Here is a 15,298-nt window from a genome sequence, read left to right as displayed (position 1 = left end):
GAACCGCCGCGCGCATTCATCCGACTGTACGGCCGCTAACCGCGCGGCCCGCCCATCACCGGCAGGATCACACCGTTCACGTACGAGGCCGTCACCGGCGAGGCGAGGAACACGAACGCGGGCGAGATCTCTTCGGGTTGCGCAGGCCGCTTCATGTCGCTCTTCTTGCCGAACTCGGCCACCTTCTCCGCGGGGCTGTCGGCGGGATTCAACGGCGTCCACACCGGGCCGGGCGCAACCGCGTTCACGCGAATCCCGCGCTCGAGCAGATTGGAGGCCAGCGATTTGGTGAAGGCGTGGATCGCACCCTTCGTCGCCGAGTAATCGAGCAAGTGCGCGCTGCCGAACAACGCAGTCTCCGAGCCGCAGTTGATGATGGACCCGCCTTCCTCCATGTGCGGCAGCGCGGCGCGCGCCATGTGGAAGTAGCCGCCGATGTTGGTCTGCAAAGTTTCCTGCAGACGTTCTTCGCTGATGTCTTCGATGCGCTCGCTGTGCAGCTGGAAGGCGGCGTTGTTCACGAGGATGTCGAGTTTGCCGAAGGCCTTCAGCGTCTTTTGGACCGCCTGTTCGCAGAAGCGCACGGACTTGACGTCGCCGGGAATCAGCACGCATTTGCGGCCTTCTCGCTCGACGTGTTCCTGCGTGACACGCGCATCCTCGTGTTCGGACAGGTACACGATCGCCACGTCGGCGCCTTCGCGTGCGAACAACACCGCAACCGCGCGGCCGATACCGGAGTCGCCACCGGTCACGATCGCCGACATCCCTTCGAGCTTTTTGCTGCCGACGTAATCCGGCGCGAGGAAACGGGGCGCGAGATCGAGTTCATGCTCGTTGCCGGGCTTGGCGATGTGCTGCGCGGGCAAGTCCGTCGGCTCCTTGCGCAGGCCCGCCTGCGTCGCTTTCTTCGCTGGCGCCTTGCCCCTGGAGTGCTTCGCGTCCTTCGCGTCCTGCTCGGCCTGGACGGCACGATGTTTGCGTGCGGTGTCTTCGCCCGCGCCCTTGCCGGATTGCTGCCTGGCCATCGCGCACCTCGTTTCGTTGGATGCCTCGACGTTATCGGGGCGCGCGTCGAACCCGCATGATCGCCCGTCACGCGCTGCAGCCGTTTGCCGCGTTAGCTTTCCTCGTGTTCAGGACCCCCAGGAGGCAGCCATGCCGCGCGATACCCCAGGCGATCAACATTTCCCGCGCCGATCCGTCGAGCATCGCGATCCGCGCATGGCCCATCACCGGCCGCACGATGCCGACGTGCGCATCGATCGTCGCGACCGCGACATCTACGATGGCTTGCCGTCGGTGACCAACCGCGACCTCGCGCCCGTCGGCGCCGTCAGCTATCGCGGCGTGGGACCGACGCAGCAGTGGCGTTCGGACGAACGCATCGGCGAGATCCTGCACGAGAACCTCACCGGCGCCGACACCATCAACGCGACCGCGGTCATCGCCGTGGTGACCGACGGTGTCGTCACGCTCAACGGCTGGGTTCCCGCGCGCGCGATGAAACATGATGCCGAAGAGATCGCCTGGAACATCGCCGGCGTGAAGGACGTCCACAATCGCATCACGATCGGCGAGTCGGCCGACGCCCTGGGCAAGCCGGGACAGGCGATCCGTTCGGGCAACGACCAGCAGGGCAGCGGTTTTTCGAGTTCGTGACACCACGCACGATCACGCGGCGTCCACCCGGGCCTCACGGCGCTTCGGGAGAATGATCCGGATGGAATCGCGTGATGCGCCCCCACGCGACGGCGTGCTTCCCTTGCCGCCGTCGCCCGCGGCCGACTGGGCCCTGTTCCTCGATGTCGATGGATGCTTGCTGGACTTCGCGCCGCATCCCTCGCAAGTCGTCGTGCCCGTGGATCTGCAACGCGACATCGTGCGCTTGTCGGAAATGCTCGGCGGCGCACTCGCGCTGGTGAGCGGTCGTTCGCTCGATGCGATCGACGAGGTGTTCGGGCAGTTGCGCGCGATTCCCGCCGCGGGCATGCATGGGCTGGAGCGTCGCGAACCCGACGGGCGCCGCACATTCCCACCCGTCGCGCCCGAAGCGCTCGATGGTGTCTTCGCCGAAGCACAACACGTCGCGATCAACTTCCCGGGATCCATGGTCGAACGCAAGGGGCCCAACCTCGCGCTGCACTGGCGCGCCGCACCGCAAGCGCGCGATGCATTCCGCGCCTTCTCCGCGGCGGCCTTGCGCGTGTTGCCCGACTACCGCGTGCAGGGCGGCGACATGGTGCTCGAACTGCGCCCCGGCGGGTCGTCGCCCGACAAGGGCACGGCCGTCGAAGGCTTCATGGCGCAAGCGCCGTTCCGCGGTCGCACGCCGGTCTTCGTCGGCGACGATCTCACCGACGAACACGCGTTCTCGATCGTCAATGCGTGCCAGGGCCTGAGCGTGCTGGTCGGCGATCGCACGCCGAGCGCCGCGCGCTGGCGCCTTCCGAATCCCGCCGCGGTGCGCGCATGGCTCGCACGCGCCACCGCCCACGATGGAGTGCACGCATGATCCGACCCGCCAACCTCGACCTCGGCGTCATCGGCAACGGCACGTTCGGTGCACTGCTCGATTCGACCGGCACGGTGGTGTGGTGTTGCCTTCCCGCGTTCGACGGCGACCCTGCGTTCTGCGCATTGCTCTCGCCCAAGCGCGATGGCGGCATGTGGGAGATCGAGATCGAGAATTCCGCGGGCAGCGAACAGCACTACGTGCCGAACACCGCGATCCTGCGCACGATCCTGCGCGACAAGAACGGCGGCGCGGTCGAAATCACCGACTTCGCCCCGCGTTGGCGCCACTACAATCGTTTGTATCGGCCGGTCGGCCTGTATCGTCGCGTGCGCCCACTCTCCGGCGCACCGCGCATCCGCGTGAAGTTGCAGCCGCTCGCCGAATGGGGCGCGCGCGAGCCAGAGCGCACCTGGGGCAGCAACCACATGCGCTGGTTGTTGCCGGACCATGTGCTGCGATTGACCACGGATCTCTCGCTGCGCCTGCTGCGCGACGAATTGCCCTTCGTGCTGGATCGCGAGTTGCACTTCGTGCTCGGCCCCGATGAAACACTGACGCAACCCATCGGCGCCTTCATTCGCGACGCCGAAGAGCGCACGACGATCTACTGGCGCGAATGGACGCGCTATCTCTCCATTCCATTGGAATGGCAGGACGCCGTGATCCGCAGTGCGATCACCCTCAAGCTGTGCCAGTACGAAGACACCGGCGCGATCATCGCGGCGATGACGACTTCGATCCCCGAAGCGCCGCACACGCAGCGCAACTGGGACTATCGCTATTGCTGGCTGCGCGATGCCGCCTTCGTCGTGCGCGCGCTCAATCGCCTCGGCGCGACCGCGACGATGGAGGAGTACATCCGCTACATCTTCAACCTCGTCACGGGCGAGCGCGCGGACCTGCAGCCGGTGTACGGCATCGGCTTCGAAGCGGCGCTGCACGAAGACGAAGCCCCGGCGCTCGACGGCTATCGCGGCATGGGCCCGGTGCGCGTCGGCAACCTGGCCTGGAAACAGGTCCAGCACGACGTGTACGGCAGCGTCATGCTCGCCTCCACGCAATTGTTCTTTGACCAACGCCTGCAGCAACCGGGCGATGCGTCGACCTTCGCGCGCCTGGAACCGCTCGGCGAGCAGGCGTGGTTGATGCACGACCAACCCGATGCCGGGCTGTGGGAGTTCCGCGGCCGCACGTCGGTCCACACGTACTCGTCGGTCATGTGTTGGGCCGCGTGCGACCGCCTCGCGAAGATCGCCGCACGCTTCGGCCTCGGCGATCGCGTCGAACATTGGCGCGGTCGCGCCGATCGCATCCACGCCACGATCATCGACAAGGCCTGGAACGCGCAGGCGGGCCACTTCGCCGATGCCTTCGGCGGCGACCGCCTGGATGCGAGCCTGCTGTTGCTGGCCGACACCGGCTTCATCGAACCCAGCGACCCGCGTTACATCGCGACGGTCGAAGCGATCGGCAAGGGATTGCGTCGCGGACACGGCCTGTATCGCTACATCGCGCCGGACGACTTCGGCGCACCGGAAACGAGTTTCACGATCTGCACCTTCTGGTACGTCGAGGCGCTGGCGTCGATCGGCCGCGCCGGTGAAGCGCGCGCGCTTTTCGAAAGCGTGCTCGCCCGGCGCAATCCGCTGGGGCTGTTGTCGGAGGATCTCGGGTTCGAGGACGGGCAGGCCTGGGGCAATTTCCCGCAGACCTATTCGCACGTCGGCCTGATCAGTGCCGCCATGCGCCTCTCGCGCCCCTGGCAGGAAGCCACGTAATGAAGGGTCGACGATGAGCGCCCTTGGCGACGGCCGCCTCGTCGTGGTGTCCAACCGGGTCGCGATGCCGAACGAGCATCGCGCAGGCGGATTGGCCGTCGCGATGCGCGCGGCGCTCAAGGAACACGGCGGCATGTGGTTCGGCTGGAGCGGCAAACGCGTGCGCGATGCGTCGGGCACCCTGCACAAGATCGAGAACGGCAATACGACGTACTGCACGATGGACCTGTCGGTCGAGGACTTCGACCACTACTACAACGGGTTCGCGAATCGCACGCTCTGGCCGCTGCTGCACTTCCGCCTGGACCTGGTCGATTACACGCGCGACACGCAGGACGGCTATCGCCGCGTTAATGCCCTGTTCGCGGAGAAGCTGGCGACGCAATTGCGCGAGAGCGACATCGTGTGGGTCCACGACTACCACATGATTCCGCTCGCGCAACGCTTGCGCGAACTGGGAGTCGGCAATCGCATCGGCTTCTTCCTGCACGTGCCGATGCCCTCGTCCGATCTGCTCGCGGCCTTGCCGAACCATGAAGTGTTGTTCGGCGCGCTCGGCGCCTACGACCTGGTCGGCTTCCAGACCGAGCGCGACCTGGATCGTTTCCAGAGTTACGTGCGCCTCTACCTGGGCGGTCGCGCGTTCGCGGACGGGCGGATGCGCACGGCAGATGGTCGCGAATTCCGCGCCGCTGCGTTCCCGATCAGCATCGACACCGACCACATCGCGCGCCAGGCCAAGGCGGCGAGTACGCGCGCGTCGGTGCAGCGCTTGCGCGAAAGCCTCGGCAGCCGCGTGCTCGCCATCGGCGTGGATCGGCTCGATTACTCGAAAGGCTTGCCCGATCGCTTCCGCGCCTTCGAACGCTTCCTCGATCGCTACCCGGAAATCCACGGGCAGATCACCTTCCTGCAACTGGCACCGGTATCGCGCAGCGAAGTGCCGGAATACCAAGCCTTGCGCCGCGAACTCGAAGGCCTCGCCGGCCACATCAACGGGCGCCACGCGGCGCCGGACTGGACGCCGGTGCGCTACGTCAATCGCGACTTCTCGCACGGCGTGTTGACGGGCTTCTATCGCAGCGCCGAGATCGGCGTGGTCACGCCGCTGCGCGATGGCATGAACCTGGTCGCGAAAGAGTTCGTCGCTTCGCAGGATCCGCAATCGCCGGGCGTGCTCGTGCTGTCGCGTTTCGCCGGCGCCGCGGCGGAGATGAAGGAAGCGCTGCTCGTGAATCCCTATGACCTCGATGGCGTGGCCGATGCATTGGCGCAAGCGCACGCGATGCCGGCGAGCGAACGCAAGGAGCGCTGGAACGCGTTGCACAAGCGCTTGCGCCGCCATGACATCACGCTGTGGCGCCACAAGTTCATCGAAGCGTTGGTGAGCTAGGCGCCGCCCGCGAAGCCCTGCTGGCGCCAGGCTTCGAACACGACGACCGCGACCGCGTTGGAAAGATTGAGGCTGCGATTGTCGGGCCGCATCGGCAGGCGCAGGCGTTGTGCTTCGGGAATTTGCGCGAGGACGTCCTCGGGCAAGCCGCGCGTCTCCGGGCCGAAGAGGAAGGCGTCGCCTTCACCGTATTGCGGTGTATCGAATCGAACGCGGCCGCGCGTACTCAATGCGAACAGACGTTTGGGCTCGATCATCGCCAACGCATCGCCGACGGAATCGTGGACCTGGAGCTTCGCGTATTCGTGATAGTCCAGGCCCGCGCGGCGCAGTTGCGCATCTTCGAGCGTGAAGCCGAGCGGGCGAATCAAATGCAGCCGTGCGCCGGTATTGGCGCACAGGCGGATCACGTTGCCGGTGTTCGGCGGGATCTCGGGCTGGAAGAGGACGACATCGAACATCCGCGCATTGTGCGACGGATCAACCCTTGATCGCAGGCATCTCGACCTTGCGCAGCACGTGCAGCGCGCCCGGCAGCATCGAGTGGAAGTCGACGCGACGCGGCGCCACGAGTTCCTGCTTCGCCGCGGCGGCGGCCAGGCAGTCGTCCGACGGGGCGGCGGCACCGGCCGGCGCGATCGCACCGACGAGGATCAGCAACGCGGCGACGGGGAGGGCGAGCAGGCCGCGCTTGAGCTGCGTGGTGAGGGACATGGCGAACTCCTTTCGAATCGTCGGACGTCTGTGTCCGGATACCTCAATAGATGCACGAGGCATGCCAATGGTTAACGTGTTGATTCGAAAGCAATTGCCCGCGGCGCACCCGGTGTCCGCGGACGTCCGCCCCCCTCACCAGGCCATCGGTTGTCCGCGCCAATCGAAGAACCGGCCGCTGTCGGCGGCCTTCAACCCGGCGATCGTTTCCAGCAGGCCGGCCGCCGAGTCTTCCGGCGTGAGCTCGCCGCCCTCACCGCCCATGTCGGTGCGCACCCAGCCGGGGCTGAGCGCGACGACCTTGATCCCGCGCGGCTTCAGCGCGAGCGCGAGCTGCACCGTCGCCATGTTCTGCGCGACCTTGCTCATCGAATAACTCGGCGAACGGAATTCGTTGCGCGTACTCAGCGATGCCATCTGCGTGGAAATGTTCGCGACGCTCGCGCCATCGGCGAGCCAATGTTCGATCGCCTGCACCAGCAGCAAGGGCCCGATCGCATTGATGCGCAGGCTGTCTTCGAGGATGTCGGCGTGCAATTTCCCCCAGCGTTCGCCGCTGTGGAGTACGCCGGCGTTGTTCACCAGCAAGTCCAGGCGCGCGTCCTCGAGCACGAGTGGCAACTCGCGCGCGAGTTCGTCGCGCGATTTTTCCGATGCGACATCGAGCGGAAGCACATGCAGGCGCCCGGGATATTCGCCGGTCAGCGTATTCAGTGCGGTGGCCTTGCCGGGATGGCGCGCGGTGGCGACGACGCGGTCGCCGCGCGCGAGCAAGCCGCGCACCAAAGCGAGGCCGAGGCCGCGATTGGCGCCGGTGACGAGGCTGTGGGCTGGCGTGGCCATGCGCGTCCTTGTCGGGTGTGCCGTCTTACCTAGTGTATCGGCGGCGGGGCCGGGCTAGGATCGAAGGTCGTACAGATCGCCATTGCGACCCAGGAGCCTCATCGCATGACCCCGACCCGACCCTTCGCCACCGGCGCCCTCGCCCTCGCATTGTCCGTCGCCCTCGGCGGCGCGGCCTTCGCGCCCGCGCCCGTGCAGGCGAAGACGCCCGCCGCGTCCACTGTCGACATCCCGTACGAGACCTTCACGCTGCCCAATGGCCTGCGCGTGATCGTGCACACCGATCGCAAGGCGCCGATCGTCGCGGTGAACCTCTGGTACCACGTCGGCAGCAAGGACGAGCCTTCGGGCCGCAGCGGTTTCGCGCACCTGTTCGAACACCTGATGTTCAACGGCTCGGAAAACCACAAGGGCGATTTCTTCCCGCCGCTGGAAACCGTCGGCGCCACCGACCTCAACGGCACGACGAACACCGACCGCACCAACTATTTCGAGAACGTCCCCACCACCGCGCTCGACACCGCGCTGTGGATGGAATCCGACCGCATGGGCCACCTGCTCGGCGCGATCGACCAGGCCACGCTCGACGAGCAGCGCGGCGTGGTGCAGAACGAAAAGCGCCAGGGCCAGAACCAGCCCTACGGCCAGGTCTGGGAAGTGCTGCAGAAGACGATGTACCCGGCAGGCCACCCGTACCACCACACCACGATCGGTTCGATGAACGATCTCGACGCCGCCAAGCTCGAGGACGTCAAGAACTGGTTCCGCACCTGGTACGGCCCGAACAACGCCGTGCTCGTGCTCGCCGGCGACATCGACCTGGCCACCGCGAAGCAGAAGGCCGCCGAATTCTTCGGCGACATCCCGGCCAGCCCGACGATGGCGCAGCCGAAGATCGATCCGGCGCGCCGCACGCAGACCACGCGCGCGACGATGGAAGACAAGGTGCCGCAGACGCGCATCTATCGCGTGTGGAATGTCGCGCAGTACGGCGCGGCCGATGTCGATCGCCTGCAGTTGCTCGCCCAGGTGCTCGGCGGCAGCAAGTCGTCGCGCCTGGACAAGCGTTTGCTGTTCGACGACAAGACCGTCGATAGCGTGTCGGCCTACGTCGACGCCTCGCAGCTGGGTTCGAACTTCCTCATCCAGGCCGACGTGAAACAGGGCGTGGATGAAGCGAAGGTCGAAGCGGCGATCGATGAAGAGCTCAAGCGCCTGATTGCGGAAGGCCCGACGGCCGCGGAACTCGAACAGGCCCGCACCGTGTTCAAGGCCGGCTTCGTGCGCGGCATCGAACGCATCGGCGGTTTCGGCGGCAAGGCCGACGCGCTCGCCGAATGCGCGATCTACACCGGCAACCCCGGTTGCTTCCGCGACAGCCTGAAGACGATCGAGACCGCGTCGGTCGCCGATGTCCAGAAGGCCGGCAAGGATTGGCTCGCGCAGGGCGACCATGTGCTCGTCGTGCAGCCGGGCGCGCGCAAGGATCTTCCCGAAGATCCGGCGGGCACGCCGGCGCCCTTCGAACTGCCGAAGGCCGATCCCAAGTACAAGACCACCGCCAGCACGGTGGATCGCAGCAAGGGCGTGCCGATCACCGACGACTTCCCGGCGCTCAAGTTCCCGGCGCTGCAGCGCGCGACGCTGAGCAACGGCACGAAGGTGATCCTCGCCGAACGCCATGACGTTCCGGTCGTGCAGATGAGCTACATGTTCGGCGGCGGCTACGCCTCCGACCAAGGCAAGAAGCTCGGTACCTCGGGCTTCGCGATGGGCATGCTCGACGAAGGCGCCGGCGACATGGACGCGCTCGCGTTCGGCAATCGCGCCGAAGCGCTGGGTGCGAACCTCGGTGCGTCGGCGTCGCTCGATGGCGCGACGGCGTATCTGTCGGCGTTGAAGGAAAAGCTCGATCCTTCGCTCGACCTGTTCGCGACGATGCTGCGCAACCCGCGCTTCGACCAGAAGGAAATCGATCGCGTGCGCGCCTCGTGGATCGCGGGCATCAAGCAGGAGAAGGCCAAGCCGCAGGGCGCGGCGATGCGCGTGCTGCCGCCGCTGTTGTACGGCGACAACCATCCGTACGCGATTCCCTTCAGCGGCACCGGCACCGAAGCCTCGATCGGTTCGCTGACGCGCGATGACCTGGTCGCCTTCCACCATGCGTGGGTGCGCCCGGATAACGCGACGCTCGTGATCGTCGGCGACACCACGCTCGCGCAAATCACGCCGATGCTGGAGAAGAAGCTCGGCGACTGGAAGGTCGACGGTGCAGCGCCGAAGCTTGCGGCGCCTGCGCAGGTCGCACTGCCGAAGCAGCCGCGCGTGTTCCTGATCGACCAGCCGGGCGCCGTGCAGGCCAACCTGTATGTCGGCCAGGTGATTCCGTCGAGCAAGGATGCCGGCGCGGTGAAGCTCGACTTCGCCAACAGCGTGCTCGGCGGCGAGTTCTCCTCGCGCCTGAACATGAATCTGCGCGAAGACAAGCACTGGGCGTATGGCGCGTACAGCATGGCGTCCAACGCCCTGGGCCAGCGCCCGTGGATGGCGTTCGCGCCGGTGCAGATCGACAAGACGGCCGAATCGCTCGCCGAACTGCGCCGCGAAATCACCGAGTACGCCGACGGCAAGGCACCGCCGAAGGCCGAGGAAGTCACGCGCATCCAGAACACCGAGATCCGCGGCATGCCCGGTTCCTACGAAACGGCCGGCGCGGTGATGTCGACCATCGGCGGCATCGTGCGTTACGACCGTCCGGACGATTACGTCGTGCAGCGCATGAAGGAAGTGGAAGGCCTGGATGCCGCGCAGGTCGCGCAGGCGGCGAAGGCGATCGATCCGAATGCGCTGACCTATGTCGTCGTCGGCGATCTGTCGAAGATCGAGAAGCCGGTGCGCGCGTTGAACATCGGCGCGGTGTCGGTGGTCGATGCCGACGGCAAGCCGGTCGGCGGCGCCGCCACCACGGCCCCGGCGGCGAAGAAGTGATGCGCGGCAAGGTGATCCTCCTCGCACTCGCGTGCACGCTGACCGCGTGCACGTGGGTCAAGATGGCGCCCGGCGCGAGCGCGGTGAAAGTGGTGCAGGGCATTCCTGCGGGCTGCGAGAAGCGGGGCGAGGTCGAGGTGTCCGTGAAGGACAGCGTCGCCTTCTACGACCGCAATGCCTTGCGCGTGCAGGACGAACTGGAAACCCTGGCCCGCAACGAAGCGCCCGGCCTGGGCGCGGACACGGTGCAGGCCCTGGGCCCGCCTGCCGATGGCAGCCAGCGTTACGCCGCGTGGAAATGCCACTGAGCCGGTGTGAAAACGCCCTGTAAACGGGCTGAACCGCTCAACTTCATGAATCCCCGGGTCGATCGCGACCCGGGGACCACCCGAAACCGTGTGCAGCGGCGGTGAAGCCGGTATCCTGACGGGCTCCGCGCACCGGCAGTACGCCGCCGTACGCGGCGTACCTGCACCAAAGCCCCGCTTCCGACCTGCAAGGCATCGCCCATGTTGTTCCAACACGTCGCCATCGCCGGCCTCGCCCACGTCGACGCGCCGCGTCGATTGAGCTCGGACGAAATCAACGCCCGCCTCAAGCCCACGCTCGATCGCCTCGGCATCAAGACCGACGTGCTGAAGGACGTCGCGGGCATCCATGCGCGCCGCCTGTGGGACGAAGGCATGCAGGCTTCCGATGCGGCGACGCTCGCCGCGGTGAAGGCACTGGCCGACGCCGGCATCGACCCCAACAAGGTCGGCCTGCTGGTCAACACCTCGGTGAGCCGCGACTTCCTGGAACCCTCGACCGCGTCGATCGTCAGCGGCAACCTCGGCCTGTCCGACATGTGCCAGAACTTCGACGTGGCCAATGCGTGCCTGGCCTTCCTCAACGGCATGGACATCGCCAGCCGCATGATCGAACGCGGCGAGATCGATTACGCGCTCGTCGTCGACGGCGAAACCGCGGACCTTGCGTACGAGAAAACCGTCGAGCGCCTCCTTCGTGTAGAAACGACCGAGGAAGAATTCAAGAACGAACTCGCGACGCTGACGCTGGGCTCCGGCGCCGCCGCGATGGTGCTCGCGCGCGCCGAACTCGTCCCGGGCGCCCCGCGCTACAAGGGCGGCGTCACGCGCGCGGCCACCGAGTGGAACAAGCTGTGCCGCGGCAACCTCGACCGCATGGTCACCGACACCCGCATGCTGCTGATCGAAGGCCTCAAGCTCGCGCAGAAGACGTGGGCGGCGGCGAAGATCGCGCTGGGTTGGGTCGCCGAGGAGATGGACGAATTCGTCATCCACCAGGTCAGCCAGGTGCACACGGCGGCCTTCGTGAAGGCCTTCGGCATCAACCCGACCAAGGTGCTCACCATCTTCAACGAGCACGGCAACATCGGCCCGGCCTCGGTGCCGATCGTGTTGTCCAAGCTCCGCGAGATGGGCCGACTGAAGAAGGGCAGCCGCATCGCGCTGCTCGGCATCGGCTCGGGCCTGAATTGCTCGATGGCAGAAGTCGTCTGGTGAAGCGGGGCGGCGAGCCCTTCCCCGATTACCCGTTCGAACCGAAGCGGATGCAGATCCGCGACGGCATCGCGCTGTCGTATCTCGACGAAGGTCCGCGCGACGGCGAAGTCGTCGTCATGCTCCACGGCAATCCGTCGTGGAGTTACTACTGGCGCCATCTCGTGCTCGGCCTGCGCGACCGCTATCGCTGCATCGTGCCCGACCACGTCGGCATGGGCCTGTCCGACAAGCCCGGCGACGCGGCGTATCGCTACACGCTGCAATCGCGCGTGGACGACCTGGAGCGCTTGCTGGCGAAGCTGCACATCGATGGCCCGGTGACGCTCGCCGTCCACGATTGGGGCGGCATGATCGGCATGGGTTGGGCGATGCGCCATCCGCTGCGCGTGAAGCGCTGGGTGGTGCTCAACACCGCGATGTTCACGCTGCCCGAAGCCAAGCCGATGCCGTGGCAGCTCTCGTTCGGGCGCGATTCGAAGCTCGGTGCGTTCGCGATCCGCGGGCTCAATGCGTTTTCGGGCATCGCGTCGTACGTCGGCGTCGACCGCCGCATGCCGGCCGATGTGCGCCGCGCGTACGTGGCGCCCTACGACACCTGGGACCACCGCATCGCGACGCTGCGCTTCGTGCAGGACATCCCGTTGCGCGAAGGCGATCCGGCGTGGGACCTCGTGTCCGCGGGCGGCCGCGCGCTGCCGTCCTTCGCGCATCGCCCGGCCTTCATCGGATGGGGCCTGCGCGATTTCGTGTTCGACAAGCACTGCCTCGATGCGTTCACGCGCGCGTGGCCGAATGCCGAAGTGCATGCGTTCGACGACGCCAATCATTACGTGCTCGAGGACAAACACGAGGTCCTGGTGCCGGAGATCCGCACCTTCCTCGATGCGCATCCGCTGACGTGAGCGCCGCCTGCAACATCGCCGCGTCGCTGCCCGTGCTCGCACGCGAGCGCGGCGCGCAGGTGGCGATGCGTTGTCCGGGCCGCGATGGGCGTTACGAGGTCGCGATCACCTACGCCGAACTCGACCGCCGCAGCGACGCGATCGCCGCGGGCCTGGCACGCCGCGGCATCGTGCGCGGCACGCGCACCGTCGTGATGGTGCGGCCGACGCCGGAATTCTTCCTGCTGATGTTCGCGTTGTTCAAGGCAGGTGCGGTGCCGGTCCTTGTCGACCCCGGCATCGACCGGCGTGCGCTGAAGCAATGCCTGGACGAAGCGGCGCCCGATGCGTTCATCGGCATTCCGCTCGCGCAGTTCGCGCGCGTACTGCTGCGCTGGGCGCCGAGTGCGTACATCCGGATCACCACCGGGCGGCGCGCGATTCTCGCCGACGCGACGCTCGCGCAGGTCGAACGCGAAGGCGCGAACGCCGGTCCGCAACTCGCCGACACGCAACCCGACGACGTCGCCGCGATCCTCTTCACCAGTGGTTCGACCGGTTTGCCGAAGGGCGTGGTGTATCGCCATCGGCATTTCGTCGCGCAGGTCGGCATGTTGCGCGATGCCTTCGGGCTGGAAGCCGGCGGTGTCGATCTGCCGACGTTCCCGCCCTTCGCCTTGTTCGATCCGGCACTGGGCGTCACGTCGATCATTCCCGACATGGATCCCACGCGGCCGGCGAAGGCGGATCCGAAGCGCTTGCTGCAGGCGATCGAACGCTTCGGCGTGACGCAGTTGTTCGGTTCGCCCGCGCTTGTCGCCGTACTCGCGCGACATGGCGCGCACCTGCCGACGGTGAAGCGCGTGTTGTCCGCCGGCGCGCCGGTGCCGGCCGATGTCGTCGCACGCATGCGCGAACTGTTGCCCGACGATGCGCAACTGTGGACGCCCTACGGCGCCACCGAATGCCTGCCCGTCAGCGTGATCGAAGGCCGAGAACTACAGGCCACGCGCGAAGCGACGGAACGTGGTGCAGGTACCTGCGTTGGTCGACCGGTGCCGCCGAACGAAGTCCGCATCATCCGCATCGACGACGACGCGATCGAACAGTGGTCCGATGCCTTGCTCCTGCAGCCCGGTCGGATCGGCGAAATCACCGTCGCCGGCCCGACGGCGACCGACACGTATTTCCGTCGCGATGCCGCGACGAAGCTTTCGAAGATCCGCGAGACGACCGCGAACGGCGACCGCATCGTGCATCGCATGGGCGACCTCGGCTGGATCGACGGGGAAGGCCGGCTGTGGTTCTGCGGCCGAAAGACGCAGCGTGTTGTCGTCGATGAAGCAACGACCCTGTGCACCGAACAGGTCGAGCCGATCTTCAATTCGCCGACCCTCCGAACCGCGCTGGTTGGCATCGGCCCCAAGGGTGCGCAAACGCCGGTGCTGTGTTTCGAGACGCTTTCCAGCGCCGGGCACAACGCGGCGGACCTGCCGGACGAACTCCGCCATATTGCCGAAGGCCACGTCCACACCGCGAAGATCCGCCACTTCCTGCGCCACCCGGGCTTCCCCGTCGACATCCGCCACAACGCCAAGATCGGTCGTGAGAAGCTTGCCGCGTGGGCGGCGGGCGAACTGAAGGGACGCACATGAAAGTCCTGGTCACCGGCGGTGGCGGCTTCCTCGGGCAGGCGTTGTGCCGCAACCTCGTCGAACGCGGGTTCGACGTCGCCAGCTTCAATCGCGGTCGCTATCCCGAGCTCGATGCGCTCGGCGTGCGCCAGGTGCAGGGCGACCTCGCCGATCGCGATGCACTCGTGAATGCGGCGCAAGGCGTCGGCGCGATCTTCCACAACGCTGCGAAGGCCGGCGCGTGGGGGCCATACGAAGACTACTTCCGCGCGAACGTGCTCGGCACGCGCAACGTGCTCGATGCATGTCGCACGCATGGCATCGCACGCCTGGTGTACACCTCCACGCCGAGCGTCACGCATCGCGCGACGCACCCGGTCGAAGGCGGCACCGCGGACACCGTGCCCTATGGCACGCAGTTCAAGGCCGCCTACGCGACGACGAAAACCATCGCCGAACAGGAAGTCCTCGCGGCCAACGATGCGAACCTGGCGACCATCGCGTTGCGGCCGCGCCTGATCTGGGGCCCCGGCGACAACCAGTTGGTCCCGCGCCTGGCCGATCGCGCGCGCGCAGGGCGCCTGCGCATCGTCGGCAGTGGCGAGAACCTGATCGATACCACCTACATCGACAACGCCGCGCAGGCGCACATCGATGCCTTCCACCACCTCGTGCCGGGTGCCGCGTGCGCCGGACGCGCCTACTTCATCAGCAACGGCGAGCCCATGGAGGCCGCCAAGCTGGTGAACGCGCTGCTGCGCGCGGTGGGCGCGCCCGCGGTGGAAAAGCATCTGTCCTTCCGCACCGCCTACGCGATCGGCGCGGTATGCGAGGCGGCGTGGACGGTGCTGCCCCTGGGCGGCGAGCCGCCGCTGACGCGGTTCCTCGCCGAGCAACTGTCCACGGCGCATTGGTACGACATGGGCCCGGCCACGCGCGATTTCGGCTACGTCCCCAAGGTCACGATCATCGACGGATTGCGCTTCCTCGCCGAAGCCCACATGCGTGTCCGCTAGAATCGGG

The 15,298-nt window shown here is 66.9% G+C and carries 14 protein-coding genes; 10 read left to right on the top strand and 4 right to left on the bottom strand.

Annotation, left to right across the window (positions count from 1 at the left end):
* Positions 1-35: 35 nt before the first annotated feature.
* Positions 36-1,028, bottom strand: a complete 993-nt coding sequence (locus AC1DOM_RS00295) for an SDR family oxidoreductase (RefSeq protein ID WP_498959235.1) — start codon at positions 1,026-1,028, stop codon at positions 36-38.
* Between the two features lie 130 nt (positions 1,029-1,158).
* Here AC1DOM_RS00295 and AC1DOM_RS00290 point away from each other — a divergent pair, with 130 nt between their 5' ends.
* From AC1DOM_RS00290 to otsA, 4 genes are all read left to right on the top strand, one after another.
* Positions 1,159-1,662, top strand: coding sequence for a BON domain-containing protein (locus AC1DOM_RS00290; protein ID WP_498959234.1), 504 nt, complete (start codon positions 1,159-1,161; stop codon positions 1,660-1,662).
* A 61-nt stretch (positions 1,663-1,723) separates the two neighbouring features.
* Positions 1,724-2,515, top strand: a complete 792-nt coding sequence (gene otsB, locus AC1DOM_RS00285) for a trehalose-phosphatase (RefSeq protein WP_498959233.1) — start codon at positions 1,724-1,726, stop codon at positions 2,513-2,515.
* Positions 2,515-4,296, top strand: coding sequence for a glycoside hydrolase family 15 protein (locus tag AC1DOM_RS00280; RefSeq protein WP_498960177.1), 1,782 nt, complete (start codon positions 2,515-2,517; stop codon positions 4,294-4,296). The genes otsB and AC1DOM_RS00280 overlap by 1 nt, the downstream gene beginning before the upstream one ends.
* A gap of 13 nt (positions 4,297-4,309) precedes the next feature.
* Positions 4,310-5,689: an alpha,alpha-trehalose-phosphate synthase (UDP-forming) gene (gene otsA, locus AC1DOM_RS00275; RefSeq protein WP_498959232.1), complete on the top strand. Its 1,380-nt coding sequence runs from the start codon at positions 4,310-4,312 to the stop codon at positions 5,687-5,689.
* Here otsA and trmL read toward each other — a convergent pair.
* The 3 genes from trmL to AC1DOM_RS00260 all read right to left on the bottom strand — a co-directional run bounded on the left by trmL (position 5,686) and on the right by AC1DOM_RS00260 (position 7,246).
* On the bottom strand, positions 5,686-6,150 hold the full coding sequence (gene trmL, locus AC1DOM_RS00270; protein ID WP_498959231.1) for a tRNA (uridine(34)/cytosine(34)/5-carboxymethylaminomethyluridine(34)-2'-O)-methyltransferase TrmL: 465 nt from the start codon (positions 6,148-6,150) through the stop codon (positions 5,686-5,688). The two genes, otsA and trmL, sit on opposite strands and share 4 nt — an antisense overlap.
* A gap of 19 nt (positions 6,151-6,169) precedes the next feature.
* Positions 6,170-6,403 carry a hypothetical protein gene (locus AC1DOM_RS00265; RefSeq protein WP_498959230.1) on the bottom strand — a complete coding sequence of 78 codons (234 nt, stop codon included), beginning with the start codon at positions 6,401-6,403 and terminating at the stop codon, positions 6,170-6,172.
* A 135-nt stretch (positions 6,404-6,538) separates the two neighbouring features.
* Positions 6,539-7,246 (bottom strand): SDR family oxidoreductase, encoded by a 708-nt coding sequence (locus AC1DOM_RS00260; protein WP_498959229.1) that lies wholly within the window; start codon positions 7,244-7,246, stop codon positions 6,539-6,541.
* A gap of 105 nt (positions 7,247-7,351) precedes the next feature.
* Here AC1DOM_RS00260 and AC1DOM_RS00255 point away from each other — a divergent pair, with 105 nt between their 5' ends.
* The 6 genes from AC1DOM_RS00255 (at position 7,352) to oleD (ending at position 15,291) form a co-directional block, all read left to right on the top strand.
* Complete coding sequence (locus AC1DOM_RS00255; protein WP_498959228.1) at positions 7,352-10,234, top strand: M16 family metallopeptidase; 2,883 nt, start codon at positions 7,352-7,354, stop codon at positions 10,232-10,234.
* On the top strand, positions 10,234-10,542 hold the full coding sequence (locus AC1DOM_RS00250) for a DUF4156 domain-containing protein (RefSeq protein WP_498959227.1): 309 nt from the start codon (positions 10,234-10,236) through the stop codon (positions 10,540-10,542). The genes AC1DOM_RS00255 and AC1DOM_RS00250 overlap by 1 nt, the downstream gene beginning before the upstream one ends.
* 201 nt (positions 10,543-10,743) lie before the next feature.
* A complete protein-coding gene (locus AC1DOM_RS00245; protein ID WP_498959226.1) occupies positions 10,744-11,760 on the top strand; it encodes a 3-oxoacyl-ACP synthase III in 1,017 nt (338 codons plus the stop codon).
* Between the two features lie 47 nt (positions 11,761-11,807).
* A complete protein-coding gene (locus tag AC1DOM_RS00240; RefSeq protein ID WP_498960175.1) occupies positions 11,808-12,662 on the top strand; it encodes an alpha/beta fold hydrolase in 855 nt (284 codons plus the stop codon).
* The gene (oleC, locus tag AC1DOM_RS00235; RefSeq protein WP_498959225.1) at positions 12,659-14,296 is read left to right on the top strand and encodes an olefin beta-lactone synthetase; all 1,638 of its coding nucleotides are present in this window, start codon (positions 12,659-12,661) and stop codon (positions 14,294-14,296) included. Before AC1DOM_RS00240 ends, oleC begins: the two co-directional genes overlap by 4 nt.
* Positions 14,293-15,291, top strand: coding sequence for a 2-alkyl-3-oxoalkanoate reductase (oleD, locus tag AC1DOM_RS00230; RefSeq protein WP_498959224.1), 999 nt, complete (start codon positions 14,293-14,295; stop codon positions 15,289-15,291). The genes oleC and oleD overlap by 4 nt, the downstream gene beginning before the upstream one ends.
* Positions 15,292-15,298: the final 7 nt, after the last annotated feature.

The sequence above is a fragment of the Lysobacter sp. P5_B12 genome (genome assembly GCF_056400425.1).
The sequence above is the reverse complement of the archived record's forward strand: the minus strand, read 5'-3'. Positions and strand labels throughout refer to the sequence as shown.

Coding starts and splice junctions, on each gene's coding strand:
- otsA (WP_498959232.1), top strand. CDS start 4,310: ATGAGCGCCCTTGGCGACGGCCGCCTCGTCGTGGTGTCCAACCGGGTC.
- oleD (WP_498959224.1), top strand. CDS start 14,293: ATGAAAGTCCTGGTCACCGGCGGTGGCGGCTTCCTCGGGCAGGCGTTG.
- AC1DOM_RS00260 (WP_498959229.1), bottom strand. CDS start 7,246: ATGGCCACGCCAGCCCACAGCCTCGTCACCGGCGCCAATCGCGGCCTC.
- AC1DOM_RS00245 (WP_498959226.1), top strand. CDS start 10,744: ATGTTGTTCCAACACGTCGCCATCGCCGGCCTCGCCCACGTCGACGCG.
- AC1DOM_RS00265 (WP_498959230.1), bottom strand. CDS start 6,403: ATGTCCCTCACCACGCAGCTCAAGCGCGGCCTGCTCGCCCTCCCCGTC.
- AC1DOM_RS00290 (WP_498959234.1), top strand. CDS start 1,159: ATGCCGCGCGATACCCCAGGCGATCAACATTTCCCGCGCCGATCCGTC.
- AC1DOM_RS00240 (WP_498960175.1), top strand. CDS start 11,808: ATGCAGATCCGCGACGGCATCGCGCTGTCGTATCTCGACGAAGGTCCG.
- AC1DOM_RS00255 (WP_498959228.1), top strand. CDS start 7,352: ATGACCCCGACCCGACCCTTCGCCACCGGCGCCCTCGCCCTCGCATTG.
- trmL (WP_498959231.1), bottom strand. CDS start 6,150: ATGTTCGATGTCGTCCTCTTCCAGCCCGAGATCCCGCCGAACACCGGC.
- AC1DOM_RS00250 (WP_498959227.1), top strand. CDS start 10,234: ATGCGCGGCAAGGTGATCCTCCTCGCACTCGCGTGCACGCTGACCGCG.
- otsB (WP_498959233.1), top strand. CDS start 1,724: ATGGAATCGCGTGATGCGCCCCCACGCGACGGCGTGCTTCCCTTGCCG.
- AC1DOM_RS00295 (WP_498959235.1), bottom strand. CDS start 1,028: ATGGCCAGGCAGCAATCCGGCAAGGGCGCGGGCGAAGACACCGCACGC.